Origin of the sequence: Micromonospora sp. NPDC023888, assembly GCF_040639415.1 — a bacterium.
GTDB lineage: Bacteria > Actinomycetota > Actinomycetes > Mycobacteriales > Micromonosporaceae > Micromonospora.
The window spans coordinates 1-20,629 of the sequence record NZ_JBEZZW010000014.1; the positions used below are offsets into that span (position 1 = coordinate 1).

The 20,629-nt window shown below is 70.9% G+C and carries 24 protein-coding genes; 5 read left to right on the plus strand and 19 right to left on the minus strand.

All coding sequences use genetic code 11. The features are described from left to right. Positions 1-114 precede the first annotated feature (114 nt). Positions 115-543 carry a DUF3151 domain-containing protein gene (locus AB0F61_RS14845; RefSeq protein WP_357809010.1) on the minus strand — a complete coding sequence of 143 codons (429 nt, stop codon included), beginning with the start codon at positions 541-543 and terminating at the stop codon, positions 115-117. Between the two features lie 249 nt (positions 544-792). Here AB0F61_RS14845 and AB0F61_RS14850 point away from each other — a divergent pair, with 249 nt between their 5' ends. Continuing rightward, on the plus strand, positions 793-1,986 hold the full coding sequence (locus tag AB0F61_RS14850) for a hypothetical protein (RefSeq protein WP_357809012.1): 1,194 nt from the start codon (positions 793-795) through the stop codon (positions 1,984-1,986). Between the two features lie 51 nt (positions 1,987-2,037). Here AB0F61_RS14850 and fbaA read toward each other — a convergent pair whose 3' ends face one another. Beyond that, positions 2,038-3,063, minus strand: a complete 1,026-nt coding sequence (fbaA, locus tag AB0F61_RS14855; RefSeq protein WP_112640940.1) for a class II fructose-bisphosphate aldolase — start codon at positions 3,061-3,063, stop codon at positions 2,038-2,040. Between the two features lie 136 nt (positions 3,064-3,199). Further along, a complete protein-coding gene (locus AB0F61_RS14860; RefSeq protein WP_357809016.1) occupies positions 3,200-3,583 on the minus strand; it encodes a phage holin family protein in 384 nt (127 codons plus the stop codon). A gap of 124 nt (positions 3,584-3,707) precedes the next feature. On the opposite strand from AB0F61_RS14860, the gene AB0F61_RS14865 reads away from it, so the two are divergent. Continuing rightward, complete coding sequence (locus tag AB0F61_RS14865) at positions 3,708-3,920, plus strand: hypothetical protein (RefSeq protein WP_357809019.1); 213 nt, start codon at positions 3,708-3,710, stop codon at positions 3,918-3,920. A 4-nt stretch (positions 3,921-3,924) separates the two neighbouring features. Here AB0F61_RS14865 and AB0F61_RS14870 read toward each other — a convergent pair whose 3' ends face one another. Both AB0F61_RS14870 and AB0F61_RS14875 read right to left on the minus strand, forming a co-directional pair. Then, positions 3,925-4,989 carry an LCP family protein gene (locus tag AB0F61_RS14870; protein WP_357809022.1) on the minus strand — a complete coding sequence of 355 codons (1,065 nt, stop codon included), beginning with the start codon at positions 4,987-4,989 and terminating at the stop codon, positions 3,925-3,927. A gap of 2 nt (positions 4,990-4,991) precedes the next feature. Further along, positions 4,992-5,471, minus strand: coding sequence for a SigE family RNA polymerase sigma factor (locus tag AB0F61_RS14875; protein ID WP_357809024.1), 480 nt, complete (start codon positions 5,469-5,471; stop codon positions 4,992-4,994). Positions 5,472-5,610: 139 nt separating this feature from the next. Here AB0F61_RS14875 and AB0F61_RS14880 point away from each other — a divergent pair, with 139 nt between their 5' ends. Further along, on the plus strand, positions 5,611-6,432 hold the full coding sequence (locus AB0F61_RS14880) for a DedA family protein (RefSeq protein WP_357809026.1): 822 nt from the start codon (positions 5,611-5,613) through the stop codon (positions 6,430-6,432). A gap of 172 nt (positions 6,433-6,604) precedes the next feature. Here the strand turns inward: AB0F61_RS14880 and AB0F61_RS14885 are convergent, their stop codons facing one another. From AB0F61_RS14885 to AB0F61_RS14950, 14 genes are all read right to left on the minus strand, one after another. Further along, positions 6,605-6,982 carry a metalloregulator ArsR/SmtB family transcription factor gene (locus tag AB0F61_RS14885; RefSeq protein WP_030332125.1) on the minus strand — a complete coding sequence of 126 codons (378 nt, stop codon included), beginning with the start codon at positions 6,980-6,982 and terminating at the stop codon, positions 6,605-6,607. Positions 6,983-7,039: 57 nt separating this feature from the next. Next, entirely contained in the window at positions 7,040-7,579 is a 540-nt protein-coding gene (locus AB0F61_RS14890) for an orotate phosphoribosyltransferase (protein WP_357809029.1), read from the minus strand. A gap of 169 nt (positions 7,580-7,748) precedes the next feature. Continuing rightward, positions 7,749-8,558, minus strand: coding sequence for an SDR family oxidoreductase (locus tag AB0F61_RS14895; protein WP_357809032.1), 810 nt, complete (start codon positions 8,556-8,558; stop codon positions 7,749-7,751). Between the two features lie 10 nt (positions 8,559-8,568). Beyond that, on the minus strand, positions 8,569-9,234 hold the full coding sequence (locus AB0F61_RS14900; RefSeq protein WP_357809035.1) for a hypothetical protein: 666 nt from the start codon (positions 9,232-9,234) through the stop codon (positions 8,569-8,571). A gap of 72 nt (positions 9,235-9,306) precedes the next feature. Further along, the gene (locus tag AB0F61_RS14905; protein WP_357809038.1) at positions 9,307-10,128 is read right to left on the minus strand and encodes a hypothetical protein; all 822 of its coding nucleotides are present in this window, start codon (positions 10,126-10,128) and stop codon (positions 9,307-9,309) included. Between the two features lie 92 nt (positions 10,129-10,220). Beyond that, on the minus strand, positions 10,221-10,826 hold the full coding sequence (locus AB0F61_RS14910; protein ID WP_357809041.1) for a DUF4178 domain-containing protein: 606 nt from the start codon (positions 10,824-10,826) through the stop codon (positions 10,221-10,223). 172 nt (positions 10,827-10,998) lie between these two features. Next, the gene (locus AB0F61_RS14915; RefSeq protein WP_357809044.1) at positions 10,999-11,379 is read right to left on the minus strand and encodes a hypothetical protein; all 381 of its coding nucleotides are present in this window, start codon (positions 11,377-11,379) and stop codon (positions 10,999-11,001) included. A gap of 112 nt (positions 11,380-11,491) precedes the next feature. Then, a complete protein-coding gene (locus tag AB0F61_RS14920; protein ID WP_357809047.1) occupies positions 11,492-13,084 on the minus strand; it encodes a polyamine aminopropyltransferase in 1,593 nt (530 codons plus the stop codon). 52 nt (positions 13,085-13,136) lie between these two features. Further along, positions 13,137-13,559: a DUF350 domain-containing protein gene (locus tag AB0F61_RS14925; protein WP_357809049.1), complete on the minus strand. Its 423-nt coding sequence runs from the start codon at positions 13,557-13,559 to the stop codon at positions 13,137-13,139. A gap of 33 nt (positions 13,560-13,592) precedes the next feature. Further along, positions 13,593-14,018: a DUF4247 domain-containing protein gene (locus tag AB0F61_RS14930; protein ID WP_357809052.1), complete on the minus strand. Its 426-nt coding sequence runs from the start codon at positions 14,016-14,018 to the stop codon at positions 13,593-13,595. After that, complete coding sequence (locus tag AB0F61_RS14935) at positions 14,015-14,527, minus strand: DUF2617 family protein (RefSeq protein ID WP_357809055.1); 513 nt, start codon at positions 14,525-14,527, stop codon at positions 14,015-14,017. Before AB0F61_RS14935 ends, AB0F61_RS14930 begins: the two co-directional genes overlap by 4 nt. Position 14,528: 1 nt before the next feature. Next, complete coding sequence (locus tag AB0F61_RS14940) at positions 14,529-15,155, minus strand: DUF4178 domain-containing protein (RefSeq protein WP_357809057.1); 627 nt, start codon at positions 15,153-15,155, stop codon at positions 14,529-14,531. Between the two features lie 177 nt (positions 15,156-15,332). Continuing rightward, positions 15,333-17,924, minus strand: coding sequence for an ATP-dependent chaperone ClpB (gene clpB, locus AB0F61_RS14945; protein WP_357809059.1), 2,592 nt, complete (start codon positions 17,922-17,924; stop codon positions 15,333-15,335). Between the two features lie 85 nt (positions 17,925-18,009). Beyond that, entirely contained in the window at positions 18,010-18,669 is a 660-nt protein-coding gene (locus AB0F61_RS14950) for a helix-turn-helix domain-containing protein (protein WP_357809061.1), read from the minus strand. An 85-nt stretch (positions 18,670-18,754) separates the two neighbouring features. On the opposite strand from AB0F61_RS14950, the gene AB0F61_RS14955 reads away from it, so the two are divergent. Further along, complete coding sequence (locus AB0F61_RS14955; protein ID WP_357809064.1) at positions 18,755-19,891, plus strand: epoxide hydrolase; 1,137 nt, start codon at positions 18,755-18,757, stop codon at positions 19,889-19,891. A 236-nt stretch (positions 19,892-20,127) separates the two neighbouring features. Further along, complete coding sequence (locus AB0F61_RS14960; protein ID WP_357809067.1) at positions 20,128-20,628, plus strand: TrkA C-terminal domain-containing protein; 501 nt, start codon at positions 20,128-20,130, stop codon at positions 20,626-20,628. Position 20,629 lies beyond the last annotated feature (1 nt).

Here is a 20,629-nt window from a genome sequence, read left to right on the forward strand (position 1 = left end):
CGGCGGTGGTCAGCATGTTCACCAGGCGCAGCGCCAGGTCCTGGTTCTTGCTGTACTTGGCGATCACCAGGTTGTCACCGGAGAGGACGACGTCGGGCCGGCCGTCGGATCGGGTCAGTTGCTCGCGAGCGCGTCTGCCGCTTCCGGGTCGCAGTCACGCAGGAACTGGGCGCAGCGGGCCGCCTCGTCGGCCTCGCCGATCTCGTCCGCGGCTCGCGACAGCACGTAGAGGCAGCGGAGGAAGCCCCGGTTGGGCTCGTGTGACCACGGCACCGGGCCGTGCCCCTTCCACCCGCTCCGGCGTAGCTGGTCGAGGCCCCGGTGGTAGCCGGTGCGCGCGTAGGCGTACGCCGTCACCACCTGGTCCTGCGCGAACGACCGGGCGGCGAGTTCCGCCCAGGCAGCGCTGAAGGTGGGGAAGCCGGCCGCCACACTGGCGAACGCCTCCTCGGTGCCGGCCTCCTCGGCGGCAGCCAGGGCGGCGTCGGCCTCGTCGTTCGCGGGCAGGCGGGTGGCCGGTGGCTCTGGCAAAAGGTTCTGCATCGCCCCATTCAACCCGGTGGAGGGGGCGACACGCGAGCGGGTCGGCTGACGCGTTCGGCTGAACGGCTGAGGAGTTGGTCACGCCTGCGGCCCATGCCGCTGCCAAGTGTTTTCCACTACAACTAATGGTCCGGAGCCTCCCCAGGAACCGGTTACGCAGGAGCCCGGTGGCCACGGTCACCGGGCTCCTGTCGGTCGCACCCCAGGCCCGAGGTTTGGCCGCCCCCGACCGAGGGGCAGGATGGCCGGGTGCCGACTCCACCTCCCGCGGACGTCATCGAGCCGCAGCTGCACGCCGACGAGATCCAGACCCGCGACGAGTTCGACAGGCAGTTGGCCACCGGCCGACTGACCGGGCTCACCGTGCAGGGCCTGCGCCTCGACCTGGCGCCGGTGCCCGACCTCCGGGACGTCGAGGTCGCCGGCACGCTCTTCGTGGGATGCCGGTTCGCCTCCCGGGACGTCGGGGCCGACCTGGTCCGGCGCGGCGCGAACGTGGTGCCGCCGTTCTCGGGGCTGCCGTACCCGACCCAGCCGTCGCACCTCTACACCCCGGAGGAGTTGGCGGCCGGGTTCGCCGAGGGCGGGTTCACCGGGATGTACGACACCCGGGTGTACGACCACTACCGGGCGCACGGCGGCGCGCTGCCGGACGTCAAGGAGGCGCTGGGTCAGCGCCTGCACGACCACGGCGTGGACAATGCGCTCACCGACGCCACCCGGGCCTGGCTGGCCCGACACGGGTCGCAGTCGGTGGTGGGCATCATGGGTGGGCACGCGGTACGGCGTGGCAGTGCGCCGTACCGGATGGCTGCCGTGCTGGGTTGGGAGCTGGCGCGGGCCGACCGGCTGGTGGTGACCGGCGGCGGTCCGGGGGTGATGGAGGCGGCGAATCTCGGCGCCTACCTGGCGGACCGGCCGGCGGCCGAGTTGACCGAGGCGATCGACCTGTTGGCCGGCGCGCCCGACTTCACCGACCACCACCGGTACACGGCCACGGCGTTGACGGTGCGGCAACGGTACGCGGGCGTGCCCCGGCAACGTGGTGACGATCTCGCCTGGGCGCGGGCCGGTGGCCTGGCCATCCCGACCTGGCTGTACGGGCACGAGCCGGCGAACCTGTTCGCCGGGCGGATCGCCAAGTACTTCTCCAACGCGATCCGGGAGGACACCATCCTGCGGCTCGCCCGGGGCGGCATCGTCTTCGCGCCGGGGCGGGCGGGCACGGTGCAGGAGGTGTTCCAGGCGGCCACCAAGACCTACTACGGCACCGACGGCGCCAGCGGCGCGTACATCTTCCTGGACCGCGGCTACTGGACCTCCGAGCTGCCGGTGGAGGCGTTGTTGCGTCCGCTGCTGGCCGCGTCGCCGTTCGGTGACCTGTCGTCGACGATCCATCTCACCGACGACGTACGCGAGGCTGTCCGCCTGCTCACCGCCTGAACGACGACGGCCGGCTCCCCGCGAGGGAAGCCGGCCGTTGGTGGTGCGTCGTTACTTGGTCATCGTGGTGCCGGTCGAGCGCAGGTGCTCGCACGCCTCGACGACCCGGGCGGCCAGGCCGGCCTCGGCGGCCTTGCCCCAGGCGCGCGGGTCGTACTGCTTCTTGTTGCCGACCTCGCCGTCGATCTTCAGCACGCCGTCGTAGTTGCGGAGCATGTGGTCCGCGACGGGCCGGGTGAAGGCGTACTGGGTGTCGGTGTCGATGTTCATCTTCACCACGCCGTAGTCGAGAGCCTCGCGGATCTCGCTCAGCAGGGAGCCGGAGCCGCCGTGGAAGACCAGGCTGAGCGGCTTGTCCTTGCCGTACTTGGCGCCGACGGCGTCCTGGATCTGCTTGAGGATCTCCGGACGCAGCTTGACGTTGCCCGGCTTGTAGACGCCGTGCACGTTGCCGAAGGTCAGCGCCGCCATGTAGCGGCCCTTCTCGCCGAGGCCGAGCGCCTCGACCATGGCCAGGCCGTCATCGGTGGTGGTGTAGAGCTTGTCGTTGATGGCGTTCTCGACGCCGTCCTCCTCGCCACCGACGACGCCGACCTCGATCTCCAGGACGATCTTGGCCTTGGCGGCCTCGTCGAGGAGCTGGGCGGCGATCTGGAGGTTCTCGGCGACCGGCACGGCCGAGCCGTCCCACATGTGCGACTGGTACAGCGGCTCCTCGCCGCGCTTCACCCGCTCCTGCGAGATACCCATCAGCGGACGGACGAACTTGTCCAGCTTGTCCTTCGGGCAGTGGTCGGTGTGCAGGGCGATGTTCACCGAGTACTTCTTGGCGACCTCGTGCGCGTACGCGGCGAACGCCACGGCGCCGGTGACCATGTCCTTGATCGAGGGGCCGGAAAGGTATTCGGCGCCACCTGTGGAGACCTGGATGATGCCGTCGCTCTCCGCGTCGGCAAAGCCCTTGAGCGCCGCGTTCAGCGTCTGCGAGGAGGTCACGTTGATCGCGGGGTACGCGTACCGGCCAGCCTTGGCGCGGTCCAGCATCTCCGCGTAGGCCTCGGGGGAAGCGATGGGCATGTGATGCGCTCCTTACTTACCACTCTCGGCCGTGCTGGCCGCTGTTGTTCATTTGTGCGCCGGACCGCGCTGTCCTCCGCCCGGCAGTATCCCGTAGGTGAGGTGCGCCGGAACAACCGACCCGGGTGCTAGCGGTTCACCGGCGGTCCAGGTTGTCCGGCACGATGACGCTGATCAGCCAGGTGACCACCGTCATCACGATGGCTCCCCAGAACGCCGCCCAGAAACCGTCCACCTGGAACGGCAGGTCGAGCCCGCGGGCGATCCGGTCGGTGAGCAGGAACAGCAACGCGTTCACCACGAGCGCGAACAGGCCCAGGGTCAGTAGGTAGAACACGCAGCCGACCACGCGGATGATCGGTTTGAGCACCGCGTTGATCACGCCGAAGATCAGCGCCACCACGATCAGGGTGAGCACGGTGTTGCCACCCGAGCGGCCGTGCACGTCGACGCCGGGCACGATGAGCGTGGTTATCCACAGAGCGACCGCGGTGATCAGCAGTCGGATGAGAAAGCCCACCGCACCATCCTGGCACCGGGTCGCGTCGTCGAGGGCTGATTCCGCCTACTCCGCTTCCGGGCGCGGTGCCGGCTCAGCCCGTACGGTGGGTGGGAACCGTGCCCCGAGACCCCCGGGAGGGATGATGGGTCAGCCCGACGAGGACTTCGCCCCCGGCGACCACCTCGCCCCGGACGAGCGCAACCCCGAGGCGGAGCCGGCGGACGCCGTCGAGCAGGCCGCCCCGGCCGGCCCTGTCGACGGCGACGATGCGCCGCAGCGCGGCCTGGAGGTCGACGACTGGGACGCCATGGAGCAGGCCCGGGTGGTCACCGGAGACGAGGACGACTACCGCTGAGTGTTCAGCGGGCGCCGTCCACAAGCTTCGGGTGACGGGCCACCCAGTCGCCGAGCCGATCCTCGCGCAGTGCGGTCAGGAACTCCGGGGCGAGCTTCGGGTCCGCCTCCAGGTAGCGGCTGCGCCCGGTCGGCTCGTGCACCGGCAGGCTGAGCCCGACCGGGTCCAGCGAGCGCAGCGTCGGAACGAGCCGCATCAGGTCCAGCATGGTGGCCTCACCCGGTGACACGGCGAGGTCCGGCCCGACGGCGCTCAGCAGCCTGGTCAGTCGTACCGGATTGGTCAGCACGCCCTGGTCGGAGGCCGAACGCACAAGCCCGGCGGCGAAGATCCGGGCGTTGCGGTCCCGGTCCTGACTGCCCTCGGACAGCCCGCGTCGCTGGCGGAGCAGGTCGACAGCCGCGGCGCCGTCGAGCCGCTGGCACGCGGCCGGGAAGACCCGCCGGGTGTGGACCGACCGCACCTGCTCATCCAGGCAGACCGGCACCCCGCCCACCTCGTTCGTCAGCGACCGCAGAGCGGAGTACGTCAACACCACACCGGTCTCGATGCGGACGCCGGTCAGCTTCGCCACCGTCTGCCGGGTCAGCTCATAGCCCTTGGTCAGATCCGTTGGCCCGTAGCCCGCACCGAACGCGAACGCCGCGTTCAGTTTGTCGTTGTCATGGCCGGAAATCGGCACCCGCAGGTCGCGGGGCAGTGAGATCAGGTACGGGCGGCTGCGGTCGGCCGGAAGGTGCAGCAGCAGTACCGAGTCGGCAAGCGGCGGGGCGGGCGGTCGACTGTCGATGCCGAGCAGCAGGACGGTCACCGCACCCGTCGTCACCGGTCGATCCGGCGCGCCGATCAGGTCGGCGGTCTGCGGCCTCCCGGCGCGTTCGGGGGTGAACAGCGGCACCCCGATGCCCAGTACGCCGAGCACGGCCAGGGCCGCGCCACCGGCCTGCCAGCGACGCCGACGCTGCCGGCGACGTGCCGCCAGCCTGTCGATCGCCGCCCGTACCGGGCCGGTCGGTGGGGTCAGCGGCTCGTGCCGGTCGAAGGCGGCACGCAGGTCGTCCTCAATCATGTTCACGCCTCCACGTACTCGGCCCGAAGCGTGGCCAGCGCCCGGGAGATGGACGAACGTACGGTCCCGACGGCACAGCCGAGGATGTCGGCGATCTCGGCGTCGGGCAGGTCCTCGTAGTAGCGCAGCACCAGGGTGGCCCGTTGCCGGCGCGGCAGACGGGACAGCCAGGACCAGATCTGGTCCCGGTCCACGGCGGTCTGCGTGTGATCGGTGGGCACCGGCACTGTCGCGTCGGCCTCCCCGCGCAGCAGCACCCGGCGGACCCAGGAGCCACGCCGCCAGTCGACGTACTGGTTGGTGAGCATCCGGCGCACGTAGTGCTCGGGCGAATCCGCCCGGGCGACCCGACGCCAGTTGAGCTGGACCCGGACCATGGTGTCCTGAACCAGATCCTGGGCCTGGTGCGGATCACCGGTCAGCATCACCGCGTACCGCAGTAGCGGGGCCAGCCGCGTGTCCGCGAACTCCTCGTACGTCACTGCACCTCCCGGGGCTCCTACCGAGATGACGGAAGCGGGCGGGCGGAACATTGCAGCAGAGCTGACCGAACTCCACGACGCCGGCGGGTGGTGCGGGACCGGTCCGGCGCGGCCGGGACCTTGGGCTTCGGTACCCTTTGTGGCCGTGGACACAGCTGAGAAGACCCGCGCTCTCGTGGAGAGCGTCGCCCTGAACCCGCTCGATCCCAAGGATCTGTTGCAGACCTTCGGGCTGATCGGCGTGTGGGTGATCCTCTTCGCCGAAACCGGCCTGCTCGTGGGCTTCTTCTTCCCGGGCGACTCACTGCTGTTCCTCGCCGGGGTGGCCTCGTCGCCGGTGGCGGACGCGATCTTCGGTGACGGCACCCGTCTTTCGCTGCCCGCCCTGCTGGTCGGTGGCCCGGTCTGCGCGATCCTCGGCGCCCAGCTGGGGCACTGGCTCGGCGCCCGGTACGGCCGGCCGATGTTCGAGCGGCCGAACTCCCGGCTCTTCAAGAAGGAGTACGTGGAGAAGGCCGAGTACTACTTCCAGAAGTTCGGCCCGGCGAAGGCCGTGGTGCTGGCGCGCTTCATCCCGATCGTCCGGACGTTCCTCAACCCGGTCGCGGGCGCGCTCGGCATGCCGGCCCGGAAGTTCCTGGTCTGGAACATCGTCGGCGCGGTCCTCTGGGTGGACGGCATCCTGCTGATCGGCTACCTGCTCGCGGAGCAGATCTACGACGCCATCGGCGACAAGATCGACCGCTACATCCTGCCGGTGGTGGCCCTGATCATCCTGATCTCGGTGTTGCCGATCTTCTTCGAGTTCCTCCGCGACAGGCGTGCCCGCAAGCGCGGCGAGGCGGTCGCGGTGGTCGCGACGGCCAGCGCCGCCGGCGCGGTGGAGGCGGCCCGCGAGGCGTTCGACCACGACCGGCACCAGCACGGCCGGCACCGCCCGGAGCACGGCCAGGACCACTGAGCCCACGTACGACGACGACGGCCGGCCCCCTGGTGCGGGGGTCGGCCGTCGGCATGTCGAACCCGGCCTCCGGCGGTGCGGCCGGGGACGAGCAGGTGTTACCCACCGGTGACGCCACCCCTGGCTCGCCACCGGACGCCGTCCCGGCGCGGGACGGCGTGCAGTGCCTACGTCAGCGGGCCTTCTTGGTGGCCCGCTTACGCGGCGGGGTCAGCAGGTCGGCGATCGTCGCGATCGCACTCGGGACCAGGCTGTAGTACGCCCAGACACCGCGCTTCTCCCGCTGCAGCAAGCCCGCCTCGGTGAGGATACGCAGGTGATGACTGACCGTCGGCTGAGAGAGGCCGAGCGGCGCCGTCAGGTCACAGACGCACGCCTCGCCCTCTGGGGCCGACTGGATCAGGCTGAGCAGCCGCAGCCGAGCAGGATCCGCAAGGGCCTTGAGGACCCCGGCGAGACGCTCGGCATCGGCACGTTCGATCGGCTCGCCGTTAAGCGGCGAGATCTGAGGCATAGTCATTTCGGCCAACGCAGTTCCCACGTATTCCATCCTTCCACCAGCAGCATCGATCCGCCTGCATATCAGCAGATCCGAATCGGCAAACTTTTACGCCACAAGGCCGAGGTCAGCCAACGTATAGGCCGCCCGGTAAGGCAATCCGGCGGCTCGCACCGCGTCGCCGGCCCCTCGATCAACAATAACCGCCACGCCCACGACTTCCGCTCCGGCCTCGCGAAGCGCCTCGACAGCGGTCAACACACTTCCGCCCGTCGTGGACGTATCTTCCACCGCCAACACCCGGCGGCCGGCCACCTCCGGTCCCTCGATCCGCCGTTGCAGACCGTGCGCCTTGCCCGCCTTGCGCACCACAAAGGCGTCCAGGGCACGACCGGTCGGAGCGGTGGCGTGCAGCATCGAGAGCGCGACGGGATCCGCGCCCAGGGTGAGGCCGCCGACAGCGGCGTAATCCCAGTCGGCGGTGAGGTCGAGCAACACCCGGCCGACCAGAGGAGCGGCCTGGTGATGGAGCGTGACGCGCCGCAGATCCACGTACCAGTCTGCCTCCCGCCCCGACGAGAGCACGACCCGCCCGTGGACCACGGCCAGGTCGGTAATGAATTTACGCAGGTCGTCGTGGTCCCCCATGGCGATAGAGGTTACTGCGCAAGTCTGAACGGCGTGTGTGGGGTCCACCCTGACCAGCCCGGCGAGGGACCGATGGTTGGCGATGTTCGACTACGCTCAGCGACTGTCGTGACAGCGGCGCGCCAACGTCTCCGCACCGGCCTCCGGGGGCCGACGGGCCTGTCGAGGCTCAGCGCTCGTCGCGACCGATCCGACCGCGAGTGTCCCGGGCGACCGCCTGGAGCAGTCGACGCGGCGCATGCCGCATGCCGGCGACGACCACCTTGTACTTCCATGCGGGGACACTGACCATCTTGCCTTTGCCCAGGTCACGCAGGGCTTCGGCGACCACATCCTCGGCCCGCAGCCACAGCCACTCGGGCGTCTTCGACATGTTGATGCCGGCCCGCTGATGGAACTCCGTGCGGGTGTAGCCGGGGCAGAGGGCCATCACCCGGACCCCGAACGGTCGGGCTGACAGACCGACGGACTCGCTGAAGTTGGTGACCCACGCCTTGCTGGCCGAGTACGTCGAACCGGGCATGGCCGTACCGAACCCAGCTACCGAAGAGACATTTATCACTGCCCCATTTCGGCGTTCGGTCATCTGTCGCAACGCCGCCAGGGTCAGTCGCATGACCGCGTGCACGTTGAGCCGCAACAGGCGCGCCTCGTCCTCCGCCGTGGAACGCAGGAACGGTTTGTTCAAGCTGATCCCGGCGTTGTTGACAAGCAGGTGCACCGGGCCGCCGTCGGTGAGCCGTCGCTCCACGATGGCGCACCCGTCGTCGGTGGACAGATCCGCCGGGATCGTCTCCATCTCGCGGCCGTGGGCGGAACCCAACTCGCCGGCCAGCTCGGTCAACCGGGCCGCGTCGCGGGCGACGAGCACCAGGTGCCATCCGTCGGCGGCCAGCCGCCGGGCGAACGCCGCGCCGATGCCGGCGGTGGCCCCGGTGATCAGGGCTCGACGCTCGGCAGTCGTGGGGTCGAGCGGCACGGGGCTGTCCTCATCTGGGCGGGTACGGGGGCGCGGGCGGCGCCGACGGCGGTTGGTGCGGGGCGGACGTGAACGCGGGTGGCGCGGATGGTGGCGGCGGCGCGGTCGAGCGGCGGTGACCGAACCAGGCGTTTGCCGCCGGCAGGGCCAGCAGCGCAGCTACTACAAGGTAACCGAGCCCCTGCCCGACGGAAAGCCCGGCGTTGAGCGGGATCCACCAGGACGGGTACGCGTCGCCGACCAGGCCCAGCAACTCGGCGAGAGCCTTGTCGTCGGCACCCAGTTGCAGGGGCGCGGCCCGTTCACCGATGAGCACCGCCACGCTGCAACAGCCGCCGAGCACGCCGAGCCCACTGACCACCCAGGTAGCCACCCGGACGCCGTTGCGAGCCGCCAGCAGCCCGAGGGCCAGGCCGGCGAGCACCGGCGCGGAGAGCGCCGCCACCACCGCGGACAGCACGGCGGACGCGCGGATGAGGGTCACCACGTCGTCGATCTGCTCCGGGCTGGCCGAGGTGTCCCGGGCGGCGGAGCGGAACGCGTCGACCGTCCCGCCCAGCACGATCAGGTCGACCACGGTGTACGCGAGCGCGGCCACCGCCATCACCCACAGCACGGTTGCGGCCGACAGGACGACGGCGGGCCGGCGGGCCGATGCCGATTCGGGGTACGACACGACGAATCCCTCCGGTAGGCGTCGGCTTGCAACCTACTCGGAGGGATCGTCGGCGTCGTGCCTACCGGGCCGTCAACTCGTCGACGGCGGGGTGGACCCGGGCCGGTCCGCGGGCGGCGTGTCGTCCGGGCGGTCCGCCGGTGGCGGCGGGTAGCTCGGCTCCGCACTCGACGGATAGCCCGGCTCACCTGACGACTGCGGGTAGCCGGGCTGGCCCGGGGCCTGCGGGTAACCGGGCTGACCCGGGGCCTGCGGGTAACCGGGCTGACCCGGGGCCTGCGGGGCACCCGGGTAGCTGGCGCCCGGGGTCGGTGGCTCCCAGGCCGCGGTGGCCTTGCGGAAGAACGGGTTGGCCTTGGGCAGCGCCAGCAGGATCAGCGCCGTGAGCAGCGCGATCAGGCTGATCACGCCGAGCACCAGGCTGACCGGTTGGGCCCAGGAGGGCAGCGCCTCCTCCAGGCGACGCTGGATCTCCTCGGCGCTCGGCCCGTCGCCGCCGGCGTCACCGCTGCCGGTGAAACCGCCGGCCGCGTTGCTGAGCAGACCGCCGCCCACGCAGCAGACCATGATGCCGCCGACGATCCAGGTGGTGATCCGGGCGCCGTTGCGGCCCTGGTTGTTGAACAGGGCCAGCACAGCCAGCACGATCGCGAGCAGCAACAGCAGGATGCTGCTGCCGACGCCGATGGCGAGGAAGACGTCGCCCACCTGATCGGCGCCGTCGACGTTGCTGCCCTCGTACGCCGCTCGGATCGCGTCGCGCGTCGCACCGATGGTGCTGAGCGTGACGATCAGTGTGAGCACCTGGCAGGCCAGGAACAGGAAGAGCAGATAGCTGGAGATCGATACAATGGATGGCCGCTGACGGGCCGGCACGCTCTGGGAATCGACCATGATTCTCCTTCCCTCAAATCGCGCCCACACCGTATCGGCAACCGGCCATTTCGGCATGCCGTAACAAGTCGGCACGCCCACCCGGCTCGGGCTCAGCGCTCCAGTGGTCTGGGAAGGATCGTCAGGTCAGCGGGGTCGAGCAGGTCACCGCGGGCCACTCGCCAACCCTCTTCCCCGTACGCCTCGAAGGAGAGTCGTGCCGCGCCGCCGGACTGGTAGTCGTGATAGCGCATCGTCCCTGCCGACGGCAGCCCGGTCTCCGCGGTGGCGGTGTAGCGCGCCTGCCCCGTCTCGGCCCAGGTGTAGCGCCGCCGACCGAGGTCGATGGTCGGGGCACCCGGGGTCACGCTCGCGCCCGGCTCAGCCGTCCAGAGCACCAGCTCCAGTTCGGCGCCGTCCTCCACGGAGAGCCGGTAGCGGGTGCCGGAGCCGTCGTCGAGCAGGTGCTGCACCCAGCTCCAGTCCCCCTCGACCAGGCGGATCGTGCCGCTCACCGCGTACTCCCGATTGCGGATCCGTACCCGGTCGCCCAGGCCCAGGCGGAGTGGGTCGCCCCGCGGTGGCTCCGCCGCCCGGCCGTCCGACGTTCGCCCGCCGGGCCGGGCCGCCGTCGGCCGCCGGCCCCGCACGACGAACACGATGACGACCGCCGCGAGTACGACAAGCGCCACCACCAGGTACGTCACTGACCTGCCCACCCGACCATCTCCCCAGGGACCTCGGCGCAGACGGTAACAACCTTCGGCACCGGTGGGACCCGTACCGTGACCGACAGCTCAGCTACCGACGGCAGCGGTGGCATCGCCTGTTGTGCACGATCGCACTGTGGACGGCCGGGTGGGCGGTGGTTCGTCCGTGTCCGCAGATGGATCACGATGGGGCGAGCCGCCGACTGGCGTAGTCGCCGAGGGTTTCGCGGTCCATCACACAGCCGACGAACGTGGTGAATTCGCTCGGGTCGTCCCGCAACGAGGCCCAGGCCGCTCGGGCCGCCGCCGGGTCGAGCCGCTCCAGCAGCGTGGCCGCGTACGCCCGGCCGGCGGGTGTGCCGTCGGCCAGCACCCGGTCGAGCTGCCGGCGGACCTCCTCGGGGTGGTCGGCGGCGGCTGCCGAAACCCGCTCGTACGCCTCCGTCACCGGCAACACCTGGCCGGCGAAGCCGACCCCACCGAAGGCGAGCGTGTCAGCCGCCACCAACTCGTCGACGGCGGCGCCCAACTCGCGCTCCCAACCCTTGCGCATCCCAAACATGCCTCCACCCTTTCCCCGCCCGCCCCCACTCCACCCTGTTGATCAAGAGGTTTGCGCCATGAGCGGACACTCTCCGGACGCGGCCCGCCTTGTTCAGGCGCCAGTGGTGGGGTCAGTAGCCGCGCCACTCGGTGCGGGCGTAGTCCAGGACCCTCGGTTGCAGGAGGGTGCTCGGGGGCACGTTCAGGCGGGCGCGGTCGGCGGGAAAGGCCGCCGCCGCCCGCAGCACGCCCGGGTCGAGGAACCGCAACCGGGGCGCGTCGGCCGGCAGTTCCAGCACCGGCGGGACGGTTCCCGCCGTGGCGAGCAGAAAACCCCAGTCGCCGAAGGACGGCACGTCGACGTGGTACGGCACGGTGGCGAAGCCGGCTTCCCGCACCGACGCATCGATCGACCAGTACGAGCGCGGCGCGAAGTACGGCGAGCCGGACTGCACCACCAGCCGCCCCTGCTCGGCGAGCACCGACCTGATCAGCGCGTAGAACTCGACGGTGTAGAGCTTGGCGGTGGCCGTCTCGTCCGGGTCGGGCAGGTCGGCGACCACCACGTCGAAGCGCTCGGCGGCGGTACGCAGCCAGCCGAACGCGTCAGTGTTCAGCACCCGTACGCGGGGGTCGTCGAGCGAGCCGCCGTTGAGCGCCCTCAGCTGCGGCACGGTTCGGGCCAGCGCCACCACCGCCGGGTCGAGGTCGACAACTGTCACCCGGCGGACGTCGGGGTACCGCAGGATCTCCCGGACGGCGAGGCCGTCGCCGGCACCGAGAACCAGTACGTCGCCGCGCGGGCCGCGCATCGCCGGATGCACCAGCGCCTCGTGGTAGCGGTACTCGTCGACCGAGCTGAACTGGAGATCACCGTTGAGGAACAACCGCAGGTCGGTGTCGGCGTGGCCGACCTCGCGCACCGACCGGGTCAGCACGATCTCCTGGTAACGGGAGCGCTCGGCGTGCACCACGGGGTCCCGGTAGAGCTGCTGCCGGGCGGTCACCTCGAAGTCGGCGGCAGTCACCCAGGCGTACCCCAGGCTGAGCGCCACCACGACGGAGCCGGCGCCGAGGACGAGCCGGGCCCGGCGGCTCAGCTCCCTCCGGAACACCGTGCAGACCAGGGCGAGACCGGCCACCGCGTTCACCGCGCCGACCACCAGTGCACCCTTGAGCTGGCCGAAGACGGGGATCAACAGGAACGGAAAGGCGAGCCCGCCGAGCAGCGCGCCGACGTAGTCGGCGGCGAACAGGTCCGCCACCGCACTGCCGGCGGCCTGCTCGCGGATGCGCTGCAGCATCACCATCAGCAGCGGAATCTCCGCGCCGATCAGCAGGCCCAGCACGAAGGCGGTGCCGACAAGCGCCGGACCGTACAGGTCGAGCCAGGCAAAGGCGGCGTAGAGGCCGAGTACGGACAGGCCACCGAGCAGGGCCAGGGTCAGTTCGATCACCGCGAACGCAGCGGCGGCCCGGGGCTGCAGCGGCTTCGCGACAAGCGCGCCGACCCCCATCGCGAAGACCATCACGCCGAGCACGATCGACGCCTGCCCGACGGTGTCGCCGATGAGGTAGCTACCGAGCGCGACCAGGGCCAGCTCGTAGACCAGTCCGCAGGCGGCGCAGACGAAGACCGCGAGCAGCACCGCCGCGCGGGCCAGCCGCCAGTGCGGCCGGGCGTCCGTGCCGCCGTCGACCACCGGCGGCACCCCGGTGCTCACGATTCCCCCGGGTACGGCCGGCCGGCACCGCCCGGCCGCGGTCTCCCGGTCATCAGAGGATCGCGGCGGCGATGATCGCGCCGGTAGCCAGGTGCACCACTGCCGACACCCACACGGCGGGGTGCGGCTCCGGGTCGACAAGCAACTCGCCGAGCCGACCCGGGGTCACCGCGTCGAGCAGCAGGAACGCGGCGGCCATGATGACCAGGCCGACGATCCCGTACGCCGCCGCGCCGACCAGCCCCAGGGCGAAGTCGTCGTCGCTGGCGACGATCGCCGCGACCACGATGGTGCCGACGCCGAGCAGGTTGGACGCGAGCAGCAGCGCCGCGTTGCGGTTGCGCTCGGTCCAGATCAGTTCGTGGAGCTTGCCAGGCGTGGTCAGGTCGACCAGCCCGTAGCCGACGCCCATGAGGACGACGCCGACCGCGCCGAAGGCGAGGGTGGCCAGCAGATCGGTGACGAGGTTCTGCACGGAGGGCTCCAGGTGAAGGGGTGGGTCGTCGGGCTACTTGCCGGTGCCGGGGCCGCCGCCCCGAACGCTGCTGCCGCGTCCCCAGCCCCAGTACGACCCGACGGTCGAGTGGTAGCGGGGGTGAGCGGTGTCCATGCCTTCGAGCAGGATCACCGAGCCGGCGGCGATCGGCAGGATCACCACCGAGTCGTCGTCGTAGCGCAGGTAGACGCCGCTGTTGTCGGCGTACCGGTCGGACGGCTTCCACGCGTCGGTCAGTTCCTTGGCGACAGCGGTCGGTGACTTGGTCGAGGTGTACGCGGTGGCCTCCCGGCCGATGTCCCGGCTGACCGCTCGTGAGTACCTGTCCTGCACGTAGTCGCGCGGGGAGAAGGTGCCGTTGACGAGCGCGAAGGCCGCGACCAGCACACCGACCACGGCCGTCGCCGCGCCCACCACGAACCAGCGTCGGTACGTCATCGCAGTGCCACCACCGTCTCGGTCAGGACCAGCTCATTGGTCTGGGGGTACGCGTGCCAGGTACGCCAGCCGACCGACCCGTGCGGCAGGTCGGTGCGTACGGCCAGCGCGGTGACCGCGTCCGGGTCACCGGGAAAGACTCCGACCAGGGCGTACGGGTCGTCGGCCAGGTCGGCGCGGAGCGCGGCGATGCGGCTGTGCAACTCACCGTCGGCGGGGCGCAGCACGCTTGCGGTGAAGCGGTAGCCGCCCGCCTCGTCGTGCAGGGTGCCGGGCAGATGCGGTGGCCGACCAGGCAGGCAGGCGACCGTCTCGGTGAGTCCGACCGCACCGCCGGGGTCGACAAGCACAACCTGGTGGGACGCGCCGAGCAGGCGCAGCCGTAGCCGGACGTCCCCGGGCTGCGTGAGGTCGCGGACGTGCAGCGCGGGGCGCTCCGGGCCGCCGAGTGCCAGGCTCAGGTCGGCGGCGCAGGTGTCGACGTACGGGGTGTGGAGGTTCACCAACACGTCAGCTGGCCTCCGGCCCGGCCTGCGGGTACACCATCACGTCGGCGCGGTGCAGTTCCTCGCCCCGGGCGACCTCCCAGCCGGCCTGGCCGTACGCCTCGAAGGAAAGCCGTTCACCGCCCTGGGCCCGGTAGTCGTGGTACCGGAGGGTGCCACTGGGGTCGAGGCCGGTGCTGCCGGTGGCCGTGAAGCGGGCCTGACCGGACTCCTCCGAGGAGTAGCGGCGGCCGGCGAAGTCGAGGGTGGGCGCACCCGGGGTGATCGTGGCGGCCGGCTCGGCGGTCCAGAGCACCAACTCCAGGTCCGGGTCCTCCTCCACGGAGAGCCAGCGCTTGTCGCCCTCGACGGTGTCCAGCAGGTGCTCGGCCCAGCTCCAGCCGCCCTCATTCACCTGCACCGAGCCCCGGACCGCGTACGACACCTGGCGGATCTCGACGATGTCGCCGGGCTTGAGCGTGCGCGGGTCGCCGCGGAGCGCGTCGCTGTCGGTGTCCCGGAACGGGTCTGCGGGTGCCGCCGGCCGGGTGGCCTTGCGGCCCTTGCGCGCCGCCACCACCGCCACCACGATCCCGGCGACTCCGATCAGACACCCCAGCGTCGCCACCAGGTACGCCACGAAACCATTCATGCCGACCACCTCCCCAAGTGCGTCGGCGGGAACGGTAACAACCCCGCGCACCTGCGGAAACTGATCATTTTCTGGTGACGCGGCAGCTACGGAGCGTCCCGGTGGATCGCCGGTGGGGGTGCAGGACGGGTCGGGCCGACCCCGCCGGCGAGGCGGGATCGGCCCGGGTACGACGGATCAGGCGGCGATGACGGCCAGCCCTTCCTTCGCGTCGGCCAGGTCGACCTTGACGGTGTCACCGTCCCGGATCGTGCCGGACAGGAGAGCCTTCGCCAGTTGGTCACCGATTGCGGTCTGGACCAGGCGACGCAGCGGGCGGGCTCCGTAGATCGGGTCGTAGCCGTGCTCGGCCAGCCACCCCCGAGCGGACTCGGTGATCTCCAGGCCGAGCCTGCGGTCGGCGAGGCGCCGCCGCATCCGGTCGAGCTGGATGTCGACGATGGTCCGCAGGTCGTCGCCGCGCAGCGAGGCGAAGACCACGATGTCGTCCAGCCGGTTGAGGAACTCCGGCTTGAAGTGCGACCGGACCACAGCCAGGACACCCTCCCGGCGCTGCTCGTCGGCGAGCGTCAGGTCACCGATCACCGACGACCCGAGGTTGGACGTGAGGATCAGGATCGCGTTGCGGAAGTCCACGGTGCGGCCCTGACCGTCGGTGAGCCGGCCGTCGTCGAGCACCTGGAGCAGCACGTCGAAGACGTCCGGGTGGGCCTTCTCCACCTCGTCGAGCAGGATCACCGAGTACGGCCGGCGGCGCACCGCCTCGGTGAGCTGGCCGCCCTCGGTGTAGCCGACGTAACCGGGTGGGGCACCCACCAGGCGAGCGACCGAGTGCTTCTCGCCGTACTCGCTCATGTCGATCCGGACCATCGCCCGCTCGTCGTCGAAGAGGAACTCGGCGAGGGCCTTCGCCAGCTCCGTCTTGCCGACACCGGTGGGGCCGAGGAAGAGGAAGCTGCCGGTCGGGCGATCCGGGTCGGCGATACCGGCCCGTGCCCGGCGGACCGCGTCGGAGACCGCGCCGACCGCCTCGACCTGGCCGACCACCCGGCCGCCCAGCGACTCCTCCATCCGCAGCAGCTTGGCCGTCTCGCCTTCCAGCAGCCGGCCGGCGGGGATGCCGGTCCAGGAGGCGACCACCGCGGCGATGTCGTCCGCGCCGACCTCCTCCTTGAGCATCGCGCCGTCGGCCTGGAGCTGGGCCAGCTCCTCCTCGGCCTGCCTCAACTCGACCTTGAGGGCGGGGATGCGGCCGTACCGCAGCTCGGCGGCGCGCTCCAGCTCACCGTCCCGCTCGGCCCGCTCGGCCTCGCCGCCGAGGCGTTCCAACTCCTCCTTGGCGGTGGAGAGCTTGGTGATGTGGCTCTTCTCCGTCTGCCAGCGCTCGGAGAGCACGGTGAGCTGCTCGCGCTTGTCGGCCAACTCCTTGCGCAGCCGTTCCAACCGCTCGGCGGAGGCGGCGTCCGGCTCCTTGGCCAGCGCCATCTCCTCGATCTCCAGCCGGCGGACCGCCCGCTCGATCTCGTCCACCTCGACCGGCCGGGAGTCGATCTCCATCCGGAGCCGGGACGCGGACTCGTCGACCAGGTCGATCGCCTTGTCCGGCAGGAACCGGTCGGTGATGTAGCGGTCGGACAGGGCGGCGGCGGCGACAAGCGCGGCGTCGGTGATCCGTACGCCGTGGTGCACCTCGTAGCGCTCCTTGAGCCCGCGCAGGATGCCGATGGTGTCCTCGATCGTCGGCTCGCCGACAAGCACCGGCTGGAAGCGACGCTCCAGCGCCGGGTCCTTCTCGATGTGCTCGCGGTACTCGTCGAGCGTGGTGGCACCCACCATCCGCAGCTCACCGCGGGCCAGCATCGGCTTGAGCATGTTGCCGGCGTCCATCGAGCCCTCGCCCTTGCCGGCGCCGACGACCGTGTGCAGCTCGTCGAGGAAGGTGATGACCTGCCCGTTGGAGTTCTTGATCTCCTCCAGGACGGACTTGAGGCGCTCCTCGAACTGGCCCCGGTACTGCGCGCCGGCGACCATCGCGCCGAGGTCCAGCGAGATCAGCTTCTTGTCGCGCAGCGACTCGGGCACGTCGCCGGTGACGATCCGCTGGGCGAGGCCCTCGACGATCGCGGTCTTGCCGACGCCCGGCTCGCCGATCAGCACCGGGTTGTTCTTGGTACGCCGGGAGAGCACCTGGATGACCCGGCGGATCTCGGAGTCCCGGCCGATGACTGGGTCGATCTTGCCGTCCCGGGCGCTGGCCGTCAGGTCGACGCCGTACTTGGTCAGGGCCTGGTAGGTCTGCTCCGGGTCGGCGGTGGTGACCCGGCGGTCGCCACCCCGGACGGTCGGGAAGGCGGCGACCAGGGCCTCCTCGGTGGCACCTGCCGTCGTCAGCGCGCCGGACACCGCGCCACCGACGCGGGCCAGGCCGGCGAGCAGGTGCTCGGTGGAGGTGTACTCGTCGCCCAACGGCCGGGCGATCTGCTCGGCGGCGCCGATGGCGTTGACGAACTCCCGAGCCAACGTCGGCTCGGCGATGCTCGAACCGCGGGCGGCCGGCAGGGCGTCGACCGCGCGCTGGGCGGCCCGGCGCAGCTCGGCCGGGTCGGCCCCGACGGCGCGCAACAGACCGGTGGCGGTCGAGCCATCGGTGTCCAGGAGTGACAGCAGCAGGTGCCAGGGCTCCACGGTGGCGTGACCACGCTGGTTGGCAAGCGCGACAGCGCCCGTGATGGCTTCGCGGCTCTTGGTGGTGAGTCTTTCGGTGTTCATGGGCTCCCCCGGATCGGCGTTGTCCACTGAGAAGGACACAACCAGAGTTGAGCGTATTCCACTCAACCTTAGCGCGTGACGCCCATCACTCCCGAGGACGCCACCGCCAGTCGAACTCCCCGGCCGCCGGGGGCGGGCCGGGCAGCGGGTCCGCGTCCGGCACCGTCGACAGGCCCGCCAACAGCACCGCGAGCTGGCGGCGGCGCAACTGCCCGGTCCGCTCCGCATCGGGTACGCGCACCGCCGCGCACGACTCCAGCAGCAACCCCAGATCGGGTACGACCACGTCGGGGCGAAGCCGCCCGCTGGCGCGGGCCCGTTCGAACAGGGCGGTTGCCAGCTCGTTGGCGCGCATCGCGTCCCGGCCCATCTCCTCGGTCGGGGTGAAGGTGCCGGCCAGGTGAACGGTGAGCGAGTGCACGTCGGCGTCGACCACCCGCGCCAGGAAGCCAGCGAACGCGGACCAGTCGTCCGGCTCAGCGAGGGCCGACTCGGCCTCGGCGACGTACCGGCGCAACCCGTCGTGGCAGAGCTGACGCAACAGGTCCTCCTTGCCCGCGTACCGCCGGTAGAGCGCGCTGATGCCGACGCCGGCGCGTTCGGCGACGGCGGCGATCGGGGCCTTCGGGTCGTCGAGGAAGACCGCGCGCGCGGCGTCGAGGATCACCTCGTCGTTGCGGGCGGCCTGGGCACGGCGGCCGGCAAGCGTCTTGCCGGGGGCCGTCTTTCCGGGGGTTGTCGGCATGAACCCAGTCTACCAGTGGAACGGATCGTTCCGGTCTGCTACTGTGATTGCAGAACGAAACATTCCGTTCCGAAGGAGTTCCGAGATGACCGGCACCGCGATCCGCCCGTTCCGCGTCGAGATCCCGCAGACCGACCTCGACGACCTGGCCGCCCGGCTCGGCCGCACGACCTGGCCCGCCGAGCTGCCCGGCACGGGCGACACCTACGGGATGAGCGCCGACCGGGTGCGGGCTCTCGCCGAGCGGTGGCGCGACGGGTTCGACTGGCGGGCCGTCGAGGCCCGGCTGAACGCCCACCCCCAGTTCGTCACCGAGATCGACGGCGAGCAGATCCACTTCCTGCACGTCCGGTCGCCCCGGCCGGACGCCACAGCCCTGGTGCTCACCCACGGCTGGCCCGGCTCGGTCCTGGAATACCTGGACGTGATCGCCCCGCTCACCGAGCCCAGCGACCCGGCCGCGCCCGCCTTCCACCTGGTCATCCCGTCGCTGCCCGGCTTCGGGTTCTCCGGACCCACCCGCAGCGCCGGCTGGAACCGCTTCCGCACCGCCCGCGCCTGGGCCGAGCTGATGAACCGCCTGGGGTACGACAGCTACGGCGCGGTCGGCAACGACGCCGGCTCGATGGTCGCGCCGGAGCTGGGCCGGATCGACCGGGAACACATCCTCGGCGTCCACGTCACCCAACTCTTCTCGTTCCCCTCCGGCGACCCGGCCGAGTTCGCCGGCCTCTCCGAGGCGGACCAGGCAGCGCTCGCGCACCTCCAGTGGTTCTACGAGAACAAGTTCTCCTTCAACCAGGTGCACAGCCAGCAGCCACAGACCCTGGCGTACGCGCTTGCCGACTCCCCGGTTGGTCTGCTCGCCTGGAACGCGCAACTCTTCGACGAGAGCCTGGACGCCGACTTCATCCTGGCCAACGTGGCCCTCTACTGGTTCACCGGCACGGCCGCCTCGGCGATCCGGTTCTACTGGGAGGACGCGCACGCCGGGCAACCGCCGACCGAGCCGACCACCGCGCCGACCGCGCTCGCCATGTTCCCCGGCGACTTCCAGTCCATCCGCCGCTTCGCCGATCGGGACCACGCGAACATCGCCCGATGGACCGCCTACGACAACGACGTCGAGGGTCGCGGTGACGTCGGCGGTCACTACGCCGCCCACCAGGCCACCGACGTCCTGGTCGGCGACATCCGCGAGTTCTTCGCAAGCCTCCGCTGACCGGCCCTGTCGTCGGTGCCCGCGCCCGCTCCACCGGGGGCGGGCACCTCCACGTCCGGACCCGCCCCGCTGCGCGTGCCGAGCCCCTCGCCCGGTTGATCCACTCGGCGTTCCGAAAGTCGGCGTATCCGGACCGCCCGGACACCGCGACTTCGTGAAAACCGAGTCGATCACGCCCGGAGAGACCAGACGCTTCCAAGATCTGCCTTTTGTTCACCGAGCGGTAGCCTTGGCGCGTGCGAGTACGCGTGGAACAGGTTGCCTTACCCGGCATCGGAGTGCGTCACGACCTGGTGACCGAATCCGGCCGTCGGCTCGGCGTGGTCTCCCACCGCAACGGCCGCCGGGATCTCGTTCTTTACGATCCCGACGATCCCGACTCCTGCCAGGCGGACATTCCGTTGACCGACGACGAGGCTGAGGCGCTTGCCGACATCCTCGGCGCGTCGCTGATGCTCGGCCAGCTCTCCGGGCTGCGTGAGCAGGCCGCCGGTCTGCTCACCGAGCAGATCGCCATCACGGCCGGCTCGCCGTACGTCAACCGGAAGCTCGGCGACACCAAGGCGCGTACCCGCACCAGCGCCTCCATCGTGGCGGTGCTGCGCGAAGGCGAAGTGATCGTCTCGCCACTCCCCTCCTTCCGCTTCGCGGCCGGCGACGTGGTGGTCGTTGTCGGGACCCGCAGGGGTCTCGACGGCGTGTCCGCCATCCTCGCCGACAGTGACCCGGACGGCTGAG

Coding starts and splice junctions, on each gene's coding strand:
- AB0F61_RS14905 (WP_357809038.1), bottom strand. CDS start 10,128: ATGGTCGATTCCCAGAGCGTGCCGGCCCGTCAGCGGCCATCCATTGTA.
- AB0F61_RS14915 (WP_357809044.1), bottom strand. CDS start 11,379: ATGTTTGGGATGCGCAAGGGTTGGGAGCGCGAGTTGGGCGCCGCCGTC.
- AB0F61_RS14940 (WP_357809057.1), bottom strand. CDS start 15,155: ATGAATGGTTTCGTGGCGTACCTGGTGGCGACGCTGGGGTGTCTGATC.
- AB0F61_RS14930 (WP_357809052.1), bottom strand. CDS start 14,018: ATGACGTACCGACGCTGGTTCGTGGTGGGCGCGGCGACGGCCGTGGTC.
- fbaA (WP_112640940.1), bottom strand. CDS start 3,063: ATGCCCATCGCTTCCCCCGAGGCCTACGCGGAGATGCTGGACCGCGCC.
- AB0F61_RS14845 (WP_357809010.1), bottom strand. CDS start 543: ATGCAGAACCTTTTGCCAGAGCCACCGGCCACCCGCCTGCCCGCGAAC.
- AB0F61_RS14865 (WP_357809019.1), top strand. CDS start 3,708: ATGGGTCAGCCCGACGAGGACTTCGCCCCCGGCGACCACCTCGCCCCG.
- AB0F61_RS14870 (WP_357809022.1), bottom strand. CDS start 4,989: ATGATTGAGGACGACCTGCGTGCCGCCTTCGACCGGCACGAGCCGCTG.
- AB0F61_RS14885 (WP_030332125.1), bottom strand. CDS start 6,982: ATGGAATACGTGGGAACTGCGTTGGCCGAAATGACTATGCCTCAGATC.
- clpB (WP_357809059.1), bottom strand. CDS start 17,924: ATGAACACCGAAAGACTCACCACCAAGAGCCGCGAAGCCATCACGGGC.
- AB0F61_RS14890 (WP_357809029.1), bottom strand. CDS start 7,579: ATGGGGGACCACGACGACCTGCGTAAATTCATTACCGACCTGGCCGTG.
- AB0F61_RS14950 (WP_357809061.1), bottom strand. CDS start 18,669: ATGCCGACAACCCCCGGAAAGACGGCCCCCGGCAAGACGCTTGCCGGC.
- AB0F61_RS14955 (WP_357809064.1), top strand. CDS start 18,755: ATGACCGGCACCGCGATCCGCCCGTTCCGCGTCGAGATCCCGCAGACC.